This is a genomic window from Blastococcus sp. KM273129 (assembly GCF_021698995.1).
In the GTDB taxonomy this organism is placed as follows: domain Bacteria; phylum Actinomycetota; class Actinomycetes; order Mycobacteriales; family Geodermatophilaceae; genus Blastococcus.
In genome coordinates, this window is sequence record NZ_SSXB01000009.1 from 1 (window position 1) to 21001 (window position 21001).

The 21001-nt window shown below is 75.1% G+C and carries 16 protein-coding genes and 1 pseudogene; 11 read left to right on the forward strand and 6 right to left on the reverse strand.

Translation table 11 applies throughout. From position 1 onward, the window contains the following. On the forward strand, positions 1 to 996 hold a 996-nt coding region (gene sucB / locus E9565_RS04115), incomplete at its 5' end, for a 2-oxoglutarate dehydrogenase, E2 component, dihydrolipoamide succinyltransferase (protein WP_236825692.1). An 85-nt stretch (positions 997 to 1081) separates the two neighbouring features. Further along, positions 1082 to 1987: a TIGR01777 family oxidoreductase gene (locus E9565_RS04120; RefSeq protein ID WP_236834142.1), complete on the forward strand. Its 906-nt coding sequence runs from the start codon at positions 1082 to 1084 to the stop codon at positions 1985 to 1987. Between the two features lie 226 nt (positions 1988 to 2213). Here the strand turns inward: E9565_RS04120 and E9565_RS04125 are convergent, their stop codons facing one another. Continuing rightward, complete coding sequence (locus tag E9565_RS04125) at positions 2214 to 3857, reverse strand: serine/threonine-protein kinase (RefSeq protein ID WP_236834143.1); 1644 nt, start codon at positions 3855 to 3857, stop codon at positions 2214 to 2216. A 93-nt stretch (positions 3858 to 3950) separates the two neighbouring features. Between E9565_RS04125 and E9565_RS04130 the strand changes: the two genes are divergently transcribed. Genes E9565_RS04130 through lipB form a run of 3 tightly spaced genes read left to right on the forward strand, consistent with a single transcriptional unit; the run spans position 3951 to position 6601 of the window. Then, a complete protein-coding gene (locus E9565_RS04130) occupies positions 3951 to 5189 on the forward strand; it encodes an NAD(P)/FAD-dependent oxidoreductase (RefSeq protein WP_236834144.1) in 1239 nt (412 codons plus the stop codon). Beyond that, a complete protein-coding gene (locus E9565_RS04135) occupies positions 5189 to 5923 on the forward strand; it encodes a peptidase E (RefSeq protein WP_236834145.1) in 735 nt (244 codons plus the stop codon). The genes E9565_RS04130 and E9565_RS04135 overlap by 1 nt, the downstream gene beginning before the upstream one ends. Before the next feature lie 21 nt (positions 5924 to 5944). Continuing rightward, positions 5945 to 6601 (forward strand): lipoyl(octanoyl) transferase LipB, encoded by a 657-nt coding sequence (gene lipB / locus E9565_RS04140; RefSeq protein ID WP_236825687.1) that lies wholly within the window; start codon positions 5945 to 5947, stop codon positions 6599 to 6601. 22 nt (positions 6602 to 6623) lie between these two features. Here the strand turns inward: lipB and leuS are convergent, their stop codons facing one another. Next, entirely contained in the window at positions 6624 to 9515 is a 2892-nt protein-coding gene (gene leuS, locus E9565_RS04145) for a leucine--tRNA ligase (RefSeq protein ID WP_236825695.1), read from the reverse strand. A 267-nt stretch (positions 9516 to 9782) separates the two neighbouring features. Between leuS and E9565_RS04150 the strand changes: the two genes are divergently transcribed. Together E9565_RS04150 and E9565_RS23100 are read left to right on the forward strand one after the other, a co-directional pair. Then, positions 9783 to 12107, forward strand: a complete 2325-nt coding sequence (locus E9565_RS04150) for an EAL domain-containing protein (RefSeq protein ID WP_236834146.1) — start codon at positions 9783 to 9785, stop codon at positions 12105 to 12107. Positions 12108 to 12168: 61 nt separating this feature from the next. Next, positions 12169 to 13722 (forward strand): GGDEF domain-containing protein, encoded by a 1554-nt coding sequence (locus E9565_RS23100; protein ID WP_236834147.1) that lies wholly within the window; start codon positions 12169 to 12171, stop codon positions 13720 to 13722. Between the two features lie 65 nt (positions 13723 to 13787). Here the strand turns inward: E9565_RS23100 and E9565_RS23505 are convergent. Beyond that, a pseudogene (locus E9565_RS23505) lies at positions 13788 to 13973 on the reverse strand (winged helix-turn-helix transcriptional regulator); the annotation flags it as partial. 110 nt (positions 13974 to 14083) lie between these two features. After that, on the reverse strand, positions 14084 to 15013 hold the full coding sequence (locus E9565_RS04160; protein WP_236825684.1) for an LLM class F420-dependent oxidoreductase: 930 nt from the start codon (positions 15011 to 15013) through the stop codon (positions 14084 to 14086). Positions 15014 to 15127: 114 nt separating this feature from the next. Here E9565_RS04160 and E9565_RS04165 point away from each other — a divergent pair, with 114 nt between their 5' ends. From E9565_RS04165 to E9565_RS04175, 3 genes are all read left to right on the forward strand, one after another. Next, entirely contained in the window at positions 15128 to 16228 is a 1101-nt protein-coding gene (locus tag E9565_RS04165; RefSeq protein WP_236825683.1) for a hypothetical protein, read from the forward strand. A gap of 80 nt (positions 16229 to 16308) precedes the next feature. Continuing rightward, complete coding sequence (gene lipA, locus E9565_RS04170; RefSeq protein WP_236834148.1) at positions 16309 to 17295, forward strand: lipoyl synthase; 987 nt, start codon at positions 16309 to 16311, stop codon at positions 17293 to 17295. Positions 17296 to 17365: 70 nt separating this feature from the next. After that, the gene (locus tag E9565_RS04175; RefSeq protein ID WP_236825681.1) at positions 17366 to 18202 is read left to right on the forward strand and encodes a DUF4191 domain-containing protein; all 837 of its coding nucleotides are present in this window, start codon (positions 17366 to 17368) and stop codon (positions 18200 to 18202) included. 62 nt (positions 18203 to 18264) lie between these two features. Here E9565_RS04175 and E9565_RS04180 read toward each other — a convergent pair whose 3' ends face one another. Further along, the gene (locus E9565_RS04180; RefSeq protein ID WP_236834149.1) at positions 18265 to 18798 is read right to left on the reverse strand and encodes a GNAT family N-acetyltransferase; all 534 of its coding nucleotides are present in this window, start codon (positions 18796 to 18798) and stop codon (positions 18265 to 18267) included. A gap of 51 nt (positions 18799 to 18849) precedes the next feature. Next, a complete protein-coding gene (locus tag E9565_RS04185) occupies positions 18850 to 19269 on the reverse strand; it encodes an RDD family protein (RefSeq protein WP_236825679.1) in 420 nt (139 codons plus the stop codon). A gap of 166 nt (positions 19270 to 19435) precedes the next feature. Here E9565_RS04185 and glnA point away from each other — a divergent pair, with 166 nt between their 5' ends. Further along, the gene (glnA, locus tag E9565_RS04190) at positions 19436 to 20872 is read left to right on the forward strand and encodes a type I glutamate--ammonia ligase (protein ID WP_236825678.1); all 1437 of its coding nucleotides are present in this window, start codon (positions 19436 to 19438) and stop codon (positions 20870 to 20872) included. Positions 20873 to 21001: the final 129 nt, after the last annotated feature.

The following is a 21001-nucleotide window of genomic DNA, read 5'->3' on the forward strand; positions in this document are numbered from 1 at the left end:
CCGCAGGTGGCCCCGCAGGCCCCCTCGGCGCCGGCCCCCTCGGGCGACGGCGGTGGCGGGCAGTACGTGACCCCGCTCGTGCGCCGCCTGGCGTCCGAGCACGGCGTGGACCTGGGCTCGATCTCCGGTACCGGCGTGGGCGGCCGCATCCGCAAGCAGGACGTCCTGGCCGCGGCGGAGCAGGCCTCGCGCCCGGCCGAGCCCGCTGCCGCCCCGTCGGGCACCGGTGCCGCGCGCACCCCGTCGCCGGCCGCGACCCCGGACACCTCCGTCCGCGGCCGCACCGAGAAGCTGTCCCGCCTCCGCGGCGTGATCGCCCGCCGGATGGTGGAGTCGCTGCAGGTCAGCGCGCAGCTGACCACGGTCGTCGAGGCCGACGTGACCCGCATCGCGCAGCTCCGGCAGCAGGCGAAGAAGGACTTCGAGGCCCGCGAGGGGGTGAAGCTCTCCTTCCTGCCGTTCTTCGCCAAGGCGGCGGTCGAGGCGCTGAAGCAGCACCCGTCGGTGAACTCCTCGATCGACCTCGAGGCCGGCACGGTGACCTACCACGACAGCGAGAACCTCGGCATCGCCGTCGACACCGAGCGCGGCCTGCTCGTGCCGGTGATCCACGAGGCCGGTGACCTCAGCCTGGGTGGGCTCGCGCGCAAGATCAGCGACCTGGCCGAGCGGACCCGCACCAACAAGGTGACGCCCGACGAGCTCGGCGGCGGGACGTTCACGCTGACCAACACCGGCAGCCGCGGGGCCCTGTTCGACACCCCGATCATCAACCAGCCGCAGGTGGCCATCCTGGGCACCGGCTCGGTCGTGAAGCGGCCGGTCGTGGTGCAGGACGCCGAGCTGGGCGAGGTCATCGCGGTCCGCTCGATGGTCTACCTGGCGCTCACCTACGACCACCGGATCGTCGACGGCGCGGACGCCGCCCGCTTCCTCACCACGGTGCGCGAGCGCCTGGAGGCCGGCCAGTTCCACGGCGAGCTCGGTCTCGCCTAGTGCACCTCCGCTCGGGGCCCCGGTGACCAACCGGGGCCCCGAGCCCTTTCCGCAGCCAGCACGAGTGCCCGTCGGGGAGTGCCGCATGAAGATCGCCGTGTCCGGTGGGTCCGGGATGATCGGCAGCGCCCTGCTGCCCGCGCTGCGCGCGGACGGGCACGAGGTGATCCAGCTGGTGCGGCGCACCCCCCGGACGGCCGACGAGCACCGCTGGGACCCCCAGCACCGGCGCATCGACCCGGCGCTGCTCCGGGACGTGGACGCGGTGGTCAACCTCTCCGGCGTCGGGGTGGGTGACCGGCGCTGGAACGAGCGGCACAAGCAGGCGGTCCTCAGCAGCCGGGTGGACAGCACGGCCACGCTCGCCGAGGCGCTCGCCGAGGCCGCCACGGCCGACCCCGACCGGCCCCGCGTGCTGCTGAACGGCTCCGCGGTGGGTTGGTACGGCGACACCGGTGACCGCGTCGTCGACGAGTCCGCGCCTCCTGGCGACGACTACCTCGCCCGGGTCTGCGTGGCATGGGAGGGCGCGACCGCGCCGGCCGCCGACGCGGGGGTGCGCGTGACCACCCTGCGCACCGGGCTGGTGCTCGGCCGCGGCGGGCTGCTCGCACGGATGCTGCCGATCTTCCGCGCCGGGCTGGGCGGGCGGCTGGGCTCCGGCCGGCAGTACGTGCCCTGGATCAGCCAGGAGGACGAGGTCGGCGCGATCCGGTTCCTGCTCACCCACCCCGTGCCCGGGCCGGTCAACCTGTGCGGGCCCGAGCCGGTGACCAACAGGGAGTTCACCGGGACGCTGGGCCGCGTCCTCCACCGGCCGGTCATGCTGCCCGTCCCCGGCCCCGCGCTGTGGGTGGTGCTCGGCGAGTTCGCGCAGGTCGGCGTCCTGGCCGGGCAGCGCGCGGTGCCGTCGAAGCTGACCGAAGCCGGCTACCGGTTCACGCACGGGGACGTCGAGGCCGCGGTGCGGGCGGCGGTCGGCCGGGGCTGAGGCGCGCATCGCTGGGCGCCGTGATCCCGCGAGTGCCCCCCACGCTGTCCGCAGGCGGCACCGCCTGGTCCCACAGCCACCCACCGCGTGCTGGACACGGGACCACACCGCCGGGATACGCCTCACTGCGGTCAGCACGCGCAGGAGAACCGCATCCGTGCGCACGAGCGCGGCGATGCGCCCGGGCACGGCGGCGCGGTGTCCCACGAGCCGCGATGCCGCCCGGTCAGGCGACGCGTTCGGCGCGCTCGATCCGCCAGCCCTCGGGGGTCCGGAGGAGCACCATCCGCACCTGCGCGTCGGGGCGCCCCGGGACGGTGCGCACCGCGGGACCGAGCGGGTCCTCGGCGCGGACGACGCGGTAGCCGGGCCAGCGGTCGATCAGCAGCAGCTCGGCCCGCTCCCCCGGCGTCCCGACGACCTCGACGTCGACCACGACCGGCGCGAAACCGCTCAGCACCTCGCCTGCCTCCGCCAGCGCTCGGGCGTGCTCCTCGTCGGCCGCCAGCAGCGGGCTGCCGGCCAGGTGGACGCCGCGCAGCAGGCCCGGGGAGCCGCTGAGCCCCTCGGCCCGCCGCGCGTAGAGCTCGCCGACCAGCACCCGCCAGCCCTCGGCGTCCACGGGCGTCACGCTCCCGCCGGGCACGGGCTCGGCCACCGGGGCCGCCGAGGACGTCGGGGACGTCGGGGACGTCGGGGACGTCGGGGACGTCGGGGATGTCAGGGACGGGGACGGGCTCGCCTGCCCGGCGGGTGTCGCGGCGACGGCTTCCCCGGGGGCGTCCGGGCCACCACCCCACCGGGTGCCCAGCCACGCGGTGACGGCGAGCGCCGCGACCACCAGGGCGGTGACGAGCAGCCCGCGGGCGAGCGGGGCCGAGCCCACGAGCGCGCGACCGGACCACCTCCGCCGGGCCGGCGGCGCCTCGGCCATCGCCCCGGGCCGGGGACGGCGTCCCGGGACGACGTGGGTGAGGGCCGCCCGCGTGCCCGGCCGGCCGTGGCCGCCGGTCGGCGCCCCCGCCTCCAAGAGCACGGGCTCGGCCCGGCAGGCGTGCCGCAGGTCGAGCGCGAACTCCGCCGCAGTACCGCGCGCGTCCGGGTCGGCAGCGAGACCCCGCGCGATGACCTCGACCAACCGCGCGGGCGCCGCCGGGGCGAGCTCCGCCAGTTCCGGCAGCTGACCGGCCGCCGCCACCGCGAGCGTGCCGGCCGGCGTCGCCGCGTTCCACGGCGCGACGCCCGTGAGGGCGTGGAAGGCCGCCGCCGCGACGCCGAAGACGTCGGAGGACGGACCGGGGGCAGCGCCCCGGGCGACCACCGGGTCGACGTAGGCGGGGGTCACCTCCGCCGCCGCCGTCTCGCCGAGCAGCCGCGCGACCCCCAGGTCGGTGAGCACCGGGCGCCCCTCGTCGGTGAACAGGATGTTCCCCGGCGCCAGGTCGCCGTGGACCACGCCGCGCTCGTGGGCGTGCGCCAGGGCCGCGGCGACCGGCGCGATCGCCGTCACGACCTCCCCGGGGTGGAGTCGGCCGCGGCGGGCCAGCAGCGCGGCCAGGCTGCCCCCGGCCAGCAGCTCCAGCACCAGCGCGACGCGGGCGGCCGCACCCCGGCGCGGCTGGTGCACGACCTCCACCAGGCGGACGAGGTGCGGGTGGTCGAGCTCGCCCAGCAGCTCCGCCTCCCGCGCCTGGCGGGCGGGGTCCCCGGCGACCAGCACCTTGACCGCCACCGGGTCGCCGCCCGCCCGCGGGACCGCCTGCCACACCTCTCCTGTCGCACCGCGGCCCAGGAGGGACTGCAGGACGTAGCCCGGCACGACCGGGGGCAGCTGGGTCCCCGGCGTCGCGGGCGGTTCGGCGGTCGGCACGAGGCGGAACGCTAGGCGGACCCGGCTGCCCCGCGCTGCCGCCGTCCACAGGCCAGGGCCGCGCGGACCTCCGCTGCCCGTTACCGTCGGGCGGTGTCCACGTCGCCCCGGGCCGAGGTCCTCGTCGTCGGAGCCGGCCTGGCCGGGCTCTCCGCCGCCACCCGGCTGGCCGCGGCCGGCGTCGACGTGCACGTGCTGGAGGCCGCGGGCCACACCGGTGGGCGGCTGGCCACCGAGCGCGTCGACGGCTTCCTGGTCGACCGCGGCTTCCAGGTCTTCAACACCGGCTACCCGCGGGCGGCCGACCTGGACCTCACCGCCCTCCGGCTCGGCTGGTTCGAGCGCGGTGCGGTGATCCGGGTGGACGGCCGGGCGCACCGGGTCGTCGACCCCCGCCGGCAGCCCACCGCCCTCGTCGGCACCGCCGCGGCGCCGCTCGGCTCGCTCCGGGAGAAGGCGGCCCTGGTGGCCTTCTCCCTGCGCGCCGGCTACGCCCCCGTCGAGCGCCTGCTCCACGCCCCGGAGACGGCGGCGGAGGAGTCGCTGCGCGCCGCCGGCGTGGGCGGGGCGGCGCTGGAGCGCTTCCTGCGCCCGTTCCTCGCCGGGGTCCTCCTGGAGAACGAGCTCGCCACCTCCAGCCGCTACCTGGACCTGCTGTGGCGCAGCTTCGTGCGCGGCTCGACCGGGCTGCCCGCCGCCGGGATGCAGGCGATCGGCGAGCAGCTGGCCGGGCGCCTGGAGAGCGGGCGGGTGCACCTGCGCACCGCGGTGCGGTCGGTCTCGCCCGGATCGGTGACCACCGACGCAGGCACCTGGTCGGCCGGCGCCGTCGTTGTCGCCACCGACCCGGCGACGGCGTCCCGGCTGCTGCCCGCCGTCGAGGCCGACGCACCCCGGGAGGTGACCACCCACCTGCACGTGCTGCCCGCGTCGCCGTGGTCCTCGCCGTTGATCGTCCTGGGGCAGCCGCGCGGACGGGTGGTGAACACCGCGGTCGTGTCCGACGCCCAGCCGCGGTACAGCCCCGACGGCCGGGCGCTGGTGGCGAGTTCCACGCTGGACCGCAGCCGCGAGGACGAGGTCCGCGGCGAGGTCGCCGCCGCGCACGGCGTCTCCCCCACCGATCTCGAGCACCTGACGTCGGTCACCGTGCCCGGCGCGCAGCCGGCCGCGCTGCCGCCCCTGCAACTGCGGCGCCCCGTCGACCTCGGGGACGGGCTGTTCGTCTGCGGCGACCACCGGGACACCCCCTCCATCCAGGGTGCGATGGCCAGCGGCGCCCGGGCCGCCCGAGCCGTGCTGCGCCGCCTCCGCCCGGCCGGGGCCGCCTGATGCCCGCGACCGCGCCGACGATCCTGGCCACGAGCACGGGCTTCACCCCGGGCGGGCGCGGCCCGGCCGACTGGCGGCCCGGCCCGGTCTTCGACCTCGCCGTCGAGCTCGCCGGTGCGCCGGAACGGCCACGGCTGTGCTACCTGGGCACCGCGACCGGCGACGACCCGGCCGGCGTCGCCGCCGTCTACGGCGCCTTTGCCGGGAGCCACGTGGAGGTCAGCCACCTGAGCCTGTTCCCGATGCCCACGGTCCCCGACCTGCGCGCCCACCTGCTCGCGCAGGACGTCGTGTGGGTCGGCGGCGGCAGCGTGGCCAACCTGCTGGCGGTGTGGCGGGTGCACGCTCTGGACCAGGTGTTCCGGGAGGCGTGGGAGGCCGGGGTGGTGCTGGCCGGCGTCTCGGCGGGTTCGCTGTGCTGGCACGTCGGCGGCACCACCGACTCCTACGGCCCCGATCTGCGGCCGGTGACGAACGGGCTCGGGCTCATCCCGACGTCCAACGGCGTCCACCACGACTCCGAGGAGCAGCGCCGCCCGCTCTACCACCGGCTGGTGGCCGACGGCACGCTCCCCGGGGGCCACGCCACCGACGACGGGGCGGGCCTGGTGTACCGCGGCACCGACCTGGTCGACGTGGTGAGCGACCGACCGGGCGCCGCCGCCTACCGGGTGGAGCCGGGCCCGGGAGGCACCGCCGTCGAGACCCGCCTGGAACCCCGCCGCCTCGCCTGACGCGGGCATAGGCTGGCGGGCGTGAGCGAGCTGCGCATCATCCGGGCCGGCACCGTTCCCTACGAGGAGGCCTGGGCGCAGCAGCGCGAGCTGCACGCCCGGCGGGTGGCCGGCGAGGCCCCCGACACGCTGCTGCTCCTGGAGCACCCGCCGGTGTACACCGCCGGCAAGCGGACCGAACCGCACGAGCGCCCCTTCGACGGGACACCGGTCATCGACGTCGACCGCGGCGGCAAGATCACCTGGCACGGGCCCGGCCAGCTGGTCGGCTACCCGATCGTCGCGCTGCCCGACCCGGTCGACGTCGTGGCCTACGTCCGCCGGCTGGAGGAGGCGCTGATCGAGGTCTGCGCGGGCTTCGGGCTGGCGGCCGGGCAGGTCGAGGGCCGCAGCGGTGTCTGGGTGCCCGCGGACGAGCCCGGCCAGGGCCACCGGCCGGAACGCAAGGTGGCCGCGATCGGCATCCGGGTCGCGCGCGGCGTGACGATGCACGGCTTCGCGCTCAACTGCGACCCCGACCTGAGCTTCTTCGCCAACATGGTGCCCTGCGGCATCCCCGACGCCGGCGTCACCTCGCTGTCGGCCGAGCTGGGCCGGGACCTCACGACGGCCGAGGCGACGGCGCCGGTCGAGGCGGCGATGACCCGCGTGCTGGCCGGGGCCCCCGCACCGGCCTGACCCGCGGACCTGGCCGCAGAGCTCAGCCGAGGACGAAGTTGACGAGCCGGCCGGGGACGGCGACGACGCGACGGACGGTGGCGCCCTCGAGGTAGCCGGCGATCTTCTCGTCGGCCCGGGCGGCGGCCTCCAGCGCGGCGGCGTCGGCGTCCGCGGGCACCTGCACCTGCGCCCGCACCTTGCCGTTGACCTGGACGGCGACCTGCACCGTGTCCTCGACCAGCCACCGCTCGTCGGCCACCGGGAACGGCGCCCACGCCGAGGACCCGTCGTGACCCAGCCGCGACCACAGCTCCTCGGCCAGGTGCGGCGCCAGCGGGGCGACCATCAGCACCAGCGGCTCGGCGACCGACCGGGGCACCGGGCGGTCGGCCCCGTAGGCCTGGGTGAGGTGGTTGGTCAGCTCGGTGATGCGGGCGATCGCGATGTTGAACCGCAGGGTCGCGTAGCCGTCGCGGACGCCGTCGATCGCCTTGTGCAGCGCGCGCAGCGTCTCCTCGGCCGGCTCGACGTCGGCGGCCCGCACCGCGCCGCTCTCCTCGTCGACGACGACCCGCCAGATGCGCTGCAGCAGTCGCTGCGAGCCGACGACGGCCTTGGTCTCCCACGGGCGGGACTGCTCCAGCGGGCCGGTCGACATCTCGTAGACGCGGAAGGTGTCGGCACCGTAGGCGCCGATCATCTCGTCCGGCGTCACCATGTTCTTCAGGCTCTTGCCGATCTTCCCGTACTCGCGGTTGACCGGCTTGCCCTGGTAGGAGAACCGGCCGTCCTTCTCCTCCACGTCGGCGGCGGGCACGTAGAACCCGCGCTCGTCGGTGTAGGCGTAGGCCGAGATGTAGCCCTGGTTGACCAGCCGGCGGAACGGCTCCTCGCTGGAGACGTGGCCCAGGTCGAACAGCACCTTGTGCCAGAAGCGGGCGTAGAGCAGGTGCAGGACGGCGTGCTCGACGCCGCCGACGTACAGGTCGACGCCGCCGGTGTCCCCGGGCTCGCGCGGCCCCATCCAGTACCGCTCCAGCTCCGGGTCGACCATCCGCTCGTCGTCGCCCGGGTCCAGGTAGCGCAGGTAGTACCAGCAGGAGCCCGCCCAGTTGGGCATCGTGTTGGTCTCGCGCCGGTACTTCCTCGGCCCGTCACCGAGGTCCAGCTCGACCGTCGTCCAGTCGGTGGCCCGGGACAGCGGCGGCTCGGGCGCGGAGTCGGCGTCGTCGTCGTCGAAGGTCTTCGGCGAGTAGTCGTCGACCTCGGGCAGCAGCACCGGGAGCATCGCCTGCGGGACGGCCACCGGGCGGTCGTTCTCGTCGTAGACGATCGGGAACGGCTCACCCCAGTAGCGCTGCCGGCTGAACAGCCAGTCGCGCAGCTTGTAGGTCGTGGTCGCCTCGCCGGCGCCCTTCGCCACCAGCCAGTCGGTGACGCGGGCGATCGCCTCGGCCTTGTCCAGCCCGTCCAGCGAGATCTCGTCGTTGGCGGAGTTGATCATCCGGCCGGGGCCGCTGTACGCGCCGCTCTCGTCGTCGAAGCCCTCGGGGCGCTCGACGGTCGGGACGACGTCCAGGCCGAACTCCCGCGCGAACTCCCAGTCGCGCTGGTCCTCGCCGGGCACGGCCATGATCGCGCCGGTGCCGTAACCGGTGAGCACGTAATCGGCGATGAACACCGGCAGCTCCCGGCCGTTGACCGGGTTGACGGCGGTGACGCCCAGCCAGACACCGGTCTTCTCCCGGCCGGTGTCCTGCCGGTCGAGCTCCGAGCGCCGGGAGGCCTGGCGCTGGTACTCGCGCACCGCCTCGGCCGGCGTGGCCCCGCCACCCGTCCAGCGGGGGTCGGTGCCGTCGGGCCAGGCCGCGGCGGTCAGCCCCTCGACCAGCGGGTGCTCGGGGGCCAGCACCATGTAGGTGGCGCCGAAGAGCGTGTCCGGCCGGGTGGTGAAGACCTCGATCGTCTGCTCGCCCGCGGCGAAGCGGATGCGCGCACCGGTCGAGCGGCCGATCCAGTTGCGCTGCATCAGCTTCAGCGAGTCCGGCCAGTCCAGCCGGTCCAGATCGGCCAGCAGCCGGTCCGCGTAGGCGGTGATGCGCATCATCCACTGCTTGAGCGGGCGCCGGAACACCGGGAAGTTGCCGCGCTCGGACCGGCCGTCGGGCGTGACCTCCTCGTTGGACAGCACCGTGCCCAGGCCCGGGCACCAGTTGACCGGCGCCTCGTGGAGGTAGGCCAGCCGGTGCGCGTCGACGACCACGCCGCGCTGCACCTCGTCCAGCTCGGCCCACGGGCGGCCGTAGGGGTTGGTGCCCGGGCCGGGCTCGCGGACGCCGGCGTCCAGCTCGGCGACGAGCTCCTCGATGCGGCGCGCCTTGCCGGCCTCCGGGTCGAACCAGGAGCCGAAGATCTGCAGGAAGATCCACTGGGTCCACTTGTAGTAGCCCGGGTCGATCGTCGCGAAGGTGCGGCGCTGGTCGTGGTCCACGCCGAGCCGGCGCAGCTGGGCGCTGATCGCGGCGATGTTGGCCTCGGTGGTGATCCGCGGGTGCTGCCCGGTCTGCACGGCGTACTGCTCCGCCGGCAGGCCGAAGGCGTCGTAGCCCATGGGGTGCAGCACGTTGTCGCCGTCCATCCGGCGGAACCGGCTGGTGACGTCGGTGCCGAGGTAGCCCAGCGGGTGCCCGACGTGCAGGCCGGCGCCCGAGGGGTACGGGAACATGTCCATCGCGAAGAACTTCGGCCGGTCGGCCACCCGCTCGAAGCCCGCGCTCAGCCGCCCGACCGGGTTGGGCGTGTGGAAGGTGCCCTCGGCCTCCCAGCGGTCCTGCCAGGCCAGCTCGATCTGCTGGGCCAGCGCCGGGGTGTACCGGTGGGGCGGGACGCCGTCGCCCGCGGCCTCGGTGCTGCGGCTGTCGGTCTGGCTCATCGTCTCGTGCTCCCGGATCGTCGTGCGCGGTGCGGTACCGGTGGTGGGCAACAAAAAACCCCTCACGCAGGAGGGGTCGCCGTGCTGGTCGCGGGGGATCTGGTCAGCACGGCCGGAGAAGCAGGAGCCGCCCGGTCACGGCCCCGAGCCTACCGCCTGGCCACCCCGGGAGCGGCCACGGGCGCCGGGAGCCGGGGGGCCACCCTTCGGGGTCATACCGGACGCATTCGTCTCGACACCCTCCTCGCCGCGGTCGATGACCGGACCGTGGACCCTCTCGACGCGCGCACCGGCCGGAGCCGCGCACCCCGGACCGGCGGGCCGACCCTGGCCTGCCTGGTCGCGGTCGCCGCCTACGCGGCCGGTGAGCTGTGGCGCCCGTCCGGGAACGCCCTGGCGCTCACCTACGACCTGGTGGTCTACGACGCCGTCTACCTGCTCGGCGCGGCCGTCTGCCGCCGGACCGCGCTGCACCGCCGGGACGACCGGCTCATCTGGAACGCGCTGGCGGTGGCGCTCGCCGCCGTGGCATCCAGCACCACCCTGTACGCCCTGGTCCTCGAGCCCGCACTCGGCACCGTCCCGGCCTGGCTGACCCTCGTCCTCTGGGCGCCCGCCTACCCGGCGATGGGCATCGCCCTCCTCGGCGTGGTGCGGTCCCGGGTCGGCAAGCCGCACCCGAGCATGTGGTTCGACGCGCTGACCGGGGCCTGCGGTGCCGTCATCTTCGCCGTCACCCTGCTGCCCTCGATCGCCTCGCCCCCGGCCGACGGCCGGCTCGCGGTCGTGCAGCTGTACCCGATCGCGGACACGCTGCTCCTGGCGGCCGTCTCGGCCGTCTGCGCCGTCATGGGTCTCCGCCGGGACTGGCCGCTGGTGCTGATCACCGCCGGCCTGCTGTGCACGCTCGCGGCCGACGCCGTCCTCGTGAACCGGGTGGTGGCCGGTGCGCCGGCCGTCGACGGGCCGCTGACGCTCACCTGGCTCAGCGGCGCGGCGTGCACCGCCCTGGCCGCGCACGTCGCCGGGCGCACGCCCCGCATCGAACCGGCCGACACCGATCCGCTCGCCCGCCTGGGCTGGCGGGTCGCCGTCGTCCCCCTGGGGGCGAACGTGATGAGCGTGGCCGTCCTGGTGTCGACGTGGGGGACCCCCGGCCTGGGCATCCCCGGCTGGGCCGCGGTCACCTGCCTGCTCTCCACCCTGGCGCGCACGGCCATGTCGGTCCAGGAGCTCCGCGGCCTGCACGAGATCCAGGAGCAGGCCCGCACCGACGAGCTGACCGGGCTGCCCAACCGGCGGGCGCTGCTGGAGCGCGCCCGGACGGCGCTCACCCCGGGCACGGAGCGGCCGGTCGCCCTGCTGCTGCTGGACCTCGACGGGTTCAAGGAGGTCAACGACAGCCTCGGCCACGCCGCCGGCGACGACCTGCTGCGGCAGATCGGCCCGCGGCTGGAGCCGGAGCTGCGGCCTGGTGACCTGCTGGCCCGCCTCGGTGGCGACGAGTTCGCCGTCCTCCTGCCCGGGACGGGGGTGGACGGCGCCACCGAACGCGCCGGGCGGCTGCGCGGGCGCCTGCTGGAACCGTTCGTCGTCCTGGGCGAGCGGCTGCACGTGGGGGTCAGCGTCGGCATCGCCACCGGGCCGGTGCCCGCCGCGACCGTGACCGAGCTGCTGCGCTGCGCAGACGTGGCGATGTACGCGGCCAAGAACGCGCGCGAGGGGGTGCGCTCCTACGTGCCCGACCCGCGGAGCGGCTCCGGTGACCGGCTCCGGACGATGGAGGACCTCCGGACCGCCCTCGACGAGGGACAGCTGGTCGTGCACCTCCAACCCCAGGTCGCGCTGGCGCGCGGGCAGGTGGTCGGGGTCGAGGCGCTCGTGCGGTGGGAGCACCCGGGGCGCGGGCTGCTCTCCCCCGGCGTCGTCCTGCCCGCCGCCGAGCAGGCCGGGCTCATGCGCCCGCTCACCGACGCCGTCCTCGACCTCGCGCTGGCCGCGGCGGCCCGCTGGTGGCCGGAGCGGGCGGTGCCGGTCTCGGTCAACCTGTCCGCCGCCAACGTCACCGACCCCGACCTCCCGGCCACCGTCGCGGCGCTGCTGCGCGCGCACGGGCTGCCGGCGCGGGCGCTCACCCTCGAGCTGGTCGAGGACACCCTCATGGCCGACCCCGACCGCGGTCGCACGGTGCTCGGCGAGCTGCGCCGGCTGGGCGTCCGCACGTCGATCGACGACTACGGCACCGGGTACAGCTCCCTGGCCTACCTGCGCCACCTGCCGGCCGACGAGCTCAAGCTCGACCGCAGCCTCACCACCGACGTCGGGCGGGACCCCCGGGCGACGGCCATCGTCCGGCACACCGTGGCCCTGGCCCACGACCTGGGCCTGACCCTGGTCGCCGAGGGCGTGGAGGACGACGACACCGCGGCGGCGCTGGCCGAGCTGGGCTGCGACGTCGCCCAGGGGTACGCGGTCGCCCACCCCATGCCGGTCGAGGAGCTCCTCGCCTGGCTGGACGACCGCACCCGGCGGGGCACCTCACGGCCGGCGCTCCCCGCTCCCCGCACGCCGGGGGAACGGGCCCGGGTCTGAATGCGCGCGTCGGACCCGGGGTTCACCCTCCCCTCAGCCGCTGGTGTGCCAAGGTGCGCGCGTGCGCGCTGACCGGGCCGGGGAGACGAGAAGCGGCTGGTCGGAGACGGGGTGGCGGCTGGTGGTGGCGACCACCCTCGCCAGCACGGCGGTCTTCGCCCTCGGCGTGTCCCAGCCGCCGGGGACACCGGCGGCCGTCCTCGTCGACTCGGGTGCGCTCGCCGTCGCGGCCCCGCTGCTGGCGGTGGCGGTCTGCCTCCGGGCGGCGCGGCGGGTACCCGCGGAGCGGTACGTCTGGTGGGCCGCGGCCGCTGCCTGGATCTGCAACCTGGTGGGCGACCTGGCCCACCGGCTCGTGCTCGCTGGGGACGCCGACCCGCCGTTCCCGTCGGTCGCGGACGCGTTCTGGCTCGCCTCCTACCCGGCGCTGTTCGCCACCCCGCTGCTGATGGTGCACGCCCGGCTCGCCCGCCCGCGTCCCGGCACGTGGCTGGACGGCCTGGTCGGAGCCCTCGGCGCGACCGCCGTCGCCGTCGCGGTCCTCGACCCGGACGTCGCGGCCCCGGGCATGTCCGGCCTCGGGGTGGCCGTGAACCTGGCCTACCCCGTCGCCGACGTGGTGCTGCTGGCGCTCGTGGGTGCGGTCCTGGCGATGATCGGGCACCGGGCCGACCTGGTCCTCTCCACCGTCTGCCTGATCGTGGCCGTGAAGTTCGCCGGCGACCTGCTGCTGGCCCGGGAGCAGGCGGCCGGCGGGTACGTCCCGGGCGGCCCGCTGGACCTGCTGTGGATGGTCAACGCCAGCCTGACCGCTGCGGGCGCGTGGCTGACCAGGCCCCGCCGGCGCGACCCGGACCTGCTGGAGCACCGGCTCCGCTGGCGTTCGCTCGCGATCCCGCTGGCGTGCGCGGTCGGCTCGCTGGTCGTGCTCGGCGTCCAGTGGGGTGACGGCCGCACCGGCCCCGGCGAGATCTGCGCCCTCGCCTGCCTGGCCGCCTTCCTCGTGCGCAGCACCGTGACCTTCGCGGAGGGCCGGGCCCTGCAGGAGGCCCGCCGCCAGGCCGGGACCGACGACCTGACCGGACTGCCCAACCGCCGGTCGCTGGTGCGCCGCCTGGAGACCGACCTCGCCACCGGCCGGCCCACCGCGCTGCTGCTGCTCGACCTCGACGGCTTCAAGGCGGTCAACGACGGCCTGGGGCACGAGGCCGGGGACGAACTGCTGCGCCGGCTGGCCGAGCGGCTCCGGGCGGCGGTGCGGCCGACCGACCTGGTCGCGCGTCTGGGGGGCGACGAGTTCGTGGTGGTGCTCGATGCCACGGACCCCGACGTCGCCCCGGAGTGCGCGGAGCGGCTGGCCGGGGTCGTGAGCCGCCCCGTGACCGTCGCCGGCGTGCCGGTCCGGGTGGGGGTGAGCATCGGGCTCGCGCTCGCCTCTCCGGGGGACGCCACCGACCCCGCCGCGCTGCTGCGGTGCGCGGACGTGGCCATGTACGCCGCGAAGGGCGCCGGCGGCGGGGTCCGCCGGTACGTCGCGGACTCCCTGGACCACGTGCCGGCGCCTCGGCTGCCGAGCCCGTTCCCGGCCGCCGACGCCGACGTCGCCCCCTCGTGACGAGGGTCCCTCACGCCGGCTGGGCAGCCGGCGTGCGGGTGACCGGGCGGGGGCTCCACGACGCCGGCCCGGACGAGCATGTGCAGCCGCTTCGACAGCAGCGCCGGCGACATCCGCGGCAGGCCGCGGCGGAGGGCGTTGAAGTGCCGGCTCCCCAGCATGAGCTCACGGACGACGAGCAGGGTCCACCGCTCGTCGAGCAGCTCCACGGCCTTGGCCACCGGGCAGAACTGGCCGTACTGCGAGGGCATGGCGGGCACCTCCCGACGTCCCCGTGCGGGGTCGACCCGGGCTCGGTGCAGCTCACGCCGATGCACGCGCTGACGCACGGCCGGCGGCCGTAGGCCGCGCGGGTGGCGCCTCAGCGCAGCTGGGGCGCCACCTCGCCCGCCACCAGGTCCAGGTGGTCCAGGTCGGCGAGGTCGAGCACCTGCAGGTACACCCGCTGGGCCCCCGCCTCGGCGTAGCGGCCCAGGACCTCGACCGCCTCCGCCGGGGTACCGGCGACGCCGTGCTCGCGGAGCTCGTCGACGTCGCGCCCGATCGCCGCCGCGCGGCGCGCGAGCTCGGCCTCGTCCCGGCCGACGCAGAGCACCAGCGCCGAGCTGAACACCATGGACGACGGGTCGCGACCGGCCTCCTCGCAGGCCTCGCGCACCCCGGCGAAGAGGCGGGCGTTCTCGTCGGCGGGCATGAACGGCACGTTGAACTCGCGCGCGTAACGGGCCGCCAGCCGCGGGGTGCGCCGCTTCCCCCGGCCACCGACCAGGACCGGCACCCCGCCCTCCTGCACGGGCTTGGGCAGCGCCGGGGAACCGGAGAGCTGGTAGTGCTGCCCGTCGAAGTCGAAGGTGCCGCCGACGGGCGTCCCCCACAGCCCGGTGATGACGGCGAGCTGCTCCTCGTACCGGTCGAACCGCTCCCCCAGGGGCGGGAACGGGATGCCGTAGGCGGTGTGCTCGGCCTCGAACCAGCCCGAGCCGATGCCCAGCTCCACCCGGCCGCCGCTCATCGCGTCGACCTGGGCGACGGAGATCGCCAGCGGACCGGGCAGCCGGAAGGTGCCGGCGGTCATCAGGGTGCCCAGCCGGATCCGGCTGGTCTCCCGGGCGAGCCCGGCCAGCGTGACCCAGGCGTCGGTGGGCCCGGGCAGGCCGTCGCCCCCCATGGTCAGGTAGTGGTCGGAACGGAAGAAGGCGTCGAAGCCGGTCTCCTCCGTGCGCCGGGCGACGGCCAGCAGGTCGTCGTAGGTGGCGCCCATCTGCGGTTCGGTGAAGATGCGCAACAGCACCGCCGGACCGTAACCAGGACCGCCCCCGGTCGCTCGTCCGGCTGCGTCTCGGGGTGTGCTCACCGGCCGGACCGGGCAGGATGACCGCCAGACGTCAACTCGGAGGTGCAGCACGTGTTCCGCAAGAAGACGCGCGGCGAGATCATCAGCGCCGAAGTGCAGGAAGGCCTGTCCCACCTCGGGACGGCGGTGACCGAGGCGGGTCGCGCCGCCGCCGAACAACTAGCCCCACGCGTGGAGGCCGCCCAGCGGGCCGTCGCGCCGAAGGTGGCCGCCGCGGCCGCCGTCGCCGCCCCGGCCGTCGCCTCCGCACGCGACACGCTCGGCCCGCGGGTGGAGTCCGCCCGTGACGCCCTCGGCCCGCGGGTCGACGCCGCCCGCGAGGCGTTCGGCCCCCGTGTCGACGCCGCCCGCGAGGCCGCGGCTCCCAGGGTCGCCGCCGCGGTCGTGTCGGCGCAGGCGGCCGCCAACCGGGCCGCCGCCGACCTCGCCCCCCGGGTGGAGGCGGCCCAGAAGGCCCTGAGGGAGGACGTCGGCCCGCGGCTGACCGCGGCGCAGGCCGCGGCGCTGGCCTACGCCACCCCGCGGGTCGTCGCGGCCCGCGACGCGGTGTCGCCCGCCCTGGAGAGCGCCCGCGGCACGCTCCTCGCCGGCGTCGACAGCGCCCGCAGCGAGCTCGACGCGCGCCGCGCCGAGCTCGCAGCCGCGGCCGCGGAGTCCTCCCGCAAGGCGCGCAAGGCCGCGAAGAGGGCCCGGAAGGACGCCGGGAAGAAGCGGCGTGAGTTCGAGAAGGCGGCGCTGGCCACCGCCACCGCCGTCAAGCGCCGGGCGGGCGTGGAGCCCGAGCCCCGCCGCTGGCCGTGGGTGTTGGCACTGCTGGCCGCGGGTACCGCTGCCTTCGTCCTCCTCCGGCGCAGCAAGCAGGAGTCGTGGACGCCCGCTCCGGCCGGTGACGGCCCGGTGCCCAGCTACCGAGAGGACCCCGTGCCCAGTTCCCCGAGTTCCAGCGACTCCGGCAAGACCGTGTCCACCGCCGACACCACCGGCGACTCCGCGCCGCCGGAGTCGGACATGGGCGTCCGCGACGCCCAGTTCGTCGACGGGGACGGCGCCGACAGCGCGAGCGAGGACATCAAGAACACCCCGGAGCCGTTCAGCTCCGGCGGCGGTGCCACCGAGGGTCCGACCGCCGGACCGGACGACCGCCAGGTCTGACCGATCCACGGTCCACCGCCGCAGCCCCCGCCGCCTCGCGCGACGGGGGCTGCGGCGTCTGCGCGAGTACGGTGGGGATCATGAGCGAGGCACCGGCGAGGAACCCTGAGCAGACCCCCGTCCAGGACTCCCGGATCGAGCCCGCCGGCCGCAAGCTGCTGCGCCTGGAGGTGCGCAACAGCCAGGTCCCGATCGAGCGCAAGCCCGAGTGGATCAAGACGCGGCTGAAGACGGGTCCCGAGTACACCGAGCTCAAGTCGCTGGTGCGCCGCGAGGGCCTGCACACCGTCTGCGAAGAGGCCGGCTGCCCCAACATCTACGAGTGCTGGGAGGACCGGGAGGCCACGTTCCTCATCGGGGGCGACCAGTGCACCCGGCGGTGCGACTTCTGCCAGATCGACACCGGCAAGCCCGCCGACTTCGACGCCGACGAGCCCCGCCGCGTCGCGGAGAGCGTCGCCACGATGGGCCTGAAGTACGCCACCGTCACCGGTGTGGCCCGCGACGACCTTCCCGACGGCGGGGCCTGGCTCTACGCCGAGACGGTGCGCCAGATCCACGCCCAGCTGCCCGGCTGCGGCGTCGAGCTGCTGATCCCCGATTTCAACGCCGACCCCGACCAGCTCGCCGAGGTGTTCTCGTCCCGGCCGGAGGTGCTGGCCCACAACGTCGAGACCGTCCCGCGGATCTTCAAGCGCATCCGCCCCGGGTTCCGGTTCGAGCGCTCCCTGGCGGTCATCACCGCCGCCCGCGAGGCCGGGCTGGTGACCAAGTCCAACCTGATCCTGGGCATGGGTGAGGAGCCGCACGAGGTCGTCGAGACGATGCGGGCCCTGCACGAGGCCGGCTGCGACCTGCTCACCATCACCCAGTACCTGCGCCCCTCCCCCCGGCACCACCCCGTCGTCCGCTGGGTGAAGCCCGACGAGTTCGTGCAGTTCCAGGAGGACGCCGAGGCGATCGGCTTCCCGGGCGTGCTGGCCGGGCCGCTGGTCCGCAGCTCCTACCGGGCCGGCCGGCTGTACCAGCAGGCGATCGCGGCCCGCGGGCTGACCCCGACCATCTGAGCGCCGCCCGGCCCCGGCGCGAGCCCGCGAGTGGCGCAGGCCAGGGCGCCCCTTCTTCTATCCTGGGGTCATGGCGCGCAGCAAGTCCTCTGACCCCACCGCTCCGGGCGGCACCGCCGGACGCACCCCGAAGGACGGTGGCCGGGCCTCGGGGGCGACCGCCGCGAGCTCGGGCAAGGCCGGCAAGGCCCCGAAGCTCGACAAGAACGGCCAGCCCAAGGTCGGCCGGCTCAAGAAGATGCGCAGCCAGGGCAGCATGATCAAGCAGGCCTACAGCCTGACCCGGCGCAACGACCCGAAGCTCCCCTGGGTCATGCTGATCTGGTTCGTCGCGGTCGCCGCCGTCGTCGAGCTGATCGGCATCCTGCTCGGCGCGCCGTTCCTGTTCATCCCCCTCGCGCTGCTCTTCGGCGCCCTCGCGGCGCTCATCGTCTTCGGGCGCCGCGCCCAGCGCTCCGCCTACACCCAGGTCGAGGGCCAGCCGGGCGCGGCCGCCTGGGTGCTGGAGGGCATGCGCGGCGACTGGCGGGTCACCTCCGGCGTGGCCGGCACCCCGCAGCTGGACGCCGTCCACCGGGTGCTCGGCCGCCCGGGCATCATCCTGGTCGGCGAGGGCTCCCCCGCCCGGGTGCGCGGCCTGATCGCGCAGGAGAAGAAGAAGATCGCCCGCGTCGTCGGCGACACCCCCATCTACGACGTGACGATCGGCGACGCCGAGGGGCAGGTGCCCCTGAAGAAGCTCAGCACCCACGTGATGAAGCTGCCGCGCAACCTGAGCGCCGCGGAGGTCAACGCCCTCGGCCGGCGGATGAGCGCGCTGGGCGGCCCGAAGATGCCGGTGCCCGGCGGCCCGCTCCCCGGCGGCCGGCAGATGTCGGTCAGCCAGCGCCAGGTCCGCCGCCGCTGACGGCCTTCCTGCAGGGTCCCGGCGCGAGACGCGAGCGGGGTGGGGGGCGGGGAGGTCGTTGGTCACAGCCGGTCGAAGGGCGCGGCGTACCGGAACGTGCCGCCGACCGGGGGCCCCGCCAGCCGGCGCGCCTGGAAGTGCGCGCCCCAGGCGGGGTCGGGCGGCGTGACGCCCAGATCGGCCGACGGCCGGAACCCGAACCGCCGGTAGTAGGCCGGTGCGCCCAGCAGCGCGACCAGCCGCTCCCCCGCCGCCTCGGCCACCGCCAGCACCGCGTGCACCAGGACGGTGCCGATCCCGCCGCGCTGCCGGTCCGGGCGGACCCCCAGGGGCCCGAGCCCGAGCGCGGTGTTCCCGAGCGGCTCGAGCCAGGCCCGCGTCGCCATCGCGTGCCCCACGACCTCGTCCCGCTCCACGGCGACCAGCGACAGGTGCGGGAGGAACGCGACGTCCGCCCGCAGCGCGTCGACCAGGCGCGCCTCCGGGACGTCCGTCCCGGCACGGGCGACGCCGGTCGCGGGGTCCGTGGCGAAGGCGGCGCGGTGCAGGGCGTGCACGGCCGCGTGGTCCTCGGGGCGCTCGCGGCGGACGATCACCGGCGCAGTCTGCGGCTCCAGCCGCTCAGCGGTCCACCGGGTTCCGACGCTTCACTCGAGGACGACGGCTGTGCCGGTGAGCCGGTCGTGCAACCCGCGGCCGTCGGCGTCGACCAGCAGCGCCGGCACCAGCAGCATGAGCAGGGCCGTCCGCACGACGGCCCGCCACGGCGCGAGCCGCGCCTCCGGCGTCGGGTGGGCCAGCCGCATGCCGAAGGCCTTGTGCCCCGGCGTCTGGCCGAAGAGCACCAGGGTGACGACGGTGAGCACGCCGAACACCAGCAGGCTCCAGTTCCCCGGGCCCGCGGGCGCGGTGAACGCCCAGGCGATCAGGGCGGAGGCGACGGCGTCGACGAGGTAGCCGCCGACCCGCCGCGTGAACGGGGCCAGCGAGCCCGACCCGCTCGACGGCAACCCCAGGGAGGCGCCGCGGGCGGGTGCCTGAGAGGGTTGACCGGCATCACTGACCATGACAGCCAGGGTAATGACAGGGCCACCCCTTCCCCGCGCTCGAAGGGTGGCCACCGCCTGCGACACGCCCAGCGCGTTGTTACCGCCCCGAAACACTCGGGACACGGCGGGGCAACTCCCCGCTCGTAGCGTGCCGTTCGGCAATCCGCCCACACCCGGAGGATCGATGTTCACCAGTCCCGACGAGGTCGCCGCCTACATCCGCGACAACGACGTCGAGTTCGTCGACGTCCGCTTCTGCGACCTGCCCGGCGTCATGCAGCACTTCACCATCCCGGCGTCGACGTTCGGCGAGGACACGTTCAGCGACGGCCTGGGCTTCGACGGCTCCTCGATCCGCGGGTTCCAGGCGATCAACGAGTCGGACATGCTGCTGCTGCCGGACGCCAACAGCGCGTTCGTGGACCCGTTCCGCAAGCACAAGACGCTGAACGTCAACTTCTTCATCCACGACCCGATCACGCGCGAGGCCTACAGCCGCGACCCGCGCAACGTGGCGAAGAAGGCGGAGGCCTACCTGGCCGCCAGCGGAATCGCCGACACCGCGTACTTCGGCCCCGAGGCGGAGTTCTACGTCTTCGACTCGATCCGGTACGACACCTCGATCAACGAGGGCTACTACCACATCGACTCGGTCGAGGGTTCCTGGAACACCGGCTCGACGACCGGCGAGAACGGGATCGGCCCCAACCGCGGCTACAAGGCCCGCCCCAAGGGCGGCTACTTCCCGGTGGAGCCGTACGACCAGCAGAGCGACCTGCGCGCCGACATGATGAAGAACCTCATCGACGTCGGGCTCGAGCTCGAGCGGGGCCACCACGAGGTGGGCACCGGCGGCCAGGCCGAGATCAACTACAAGTTCGACACGCTGCTGCGGTCGGCCGACAGCCTGATGCTGTTCAAGTACGTCATCAAGAACACCGCATGGGCCCACGGCAAGACCGCGACGTTCATGCCCAAGCCGCTCTTCGGTGACAACGGCTCGGGCATGCACTGCCACCAGAGCCTCTGGAAGGACGGGCAGCCGCTCTTCCACGCCGAGACCGGGTACGCCGGGCTGTCCGACACCGCCCGCCACTACATCGGCGGCCTGCTGGCCCACGCCCCGTCGCTGCTGGCCTTCACCAACCCGACGGTCAACAGCTACCACCGCCTGGTGCCCGGCTACGAGGCCCCGATCAACCTGGTCTACTCGGCCCGCAACCGCTCGGCCTGCCTCCGCATCCCGATCTCCGGCGACAGCCCGAAGGCCAAGCGCATCGAGTTCCGCGTGCCCGACCCGTCGGCCAACCCCTACCTCGCCTTCTCGGCGATGATGATGGCCGGCCTCGACGGCATCAAGAACAAGATCGAGCCGCCGGCGCCGATCGACAAGGACCTCTACGAGCTGCCGCCCGAGGAGGCCCTGGGCATCGAGAAGGTGCCCGCGTCGCTGGACGCCGCGCTGGACAACCTCGAGGCCGACCACGAGTACCTGGTCGACGGAGGGGTGTTCACCCCCGACCTGATCGAGACGTGGATCGACTACAAGCGGGCCAACGAGATCGACCCGATCCGCCTGCGCCCGCACCCGCACGAGTTCGCGATGTACTACGACATCTGAGCCGAGGGGGCGGCACCGCCCCTGACCTGCACGTCGCACGGCCCCCGCCAGGTTTCCACCGGGATTCCCCTGGCGGGGGCCGTGCTGCGTCCGGCGCCGCTGCGCCGCCGACGATCCGGCCGCCGACCC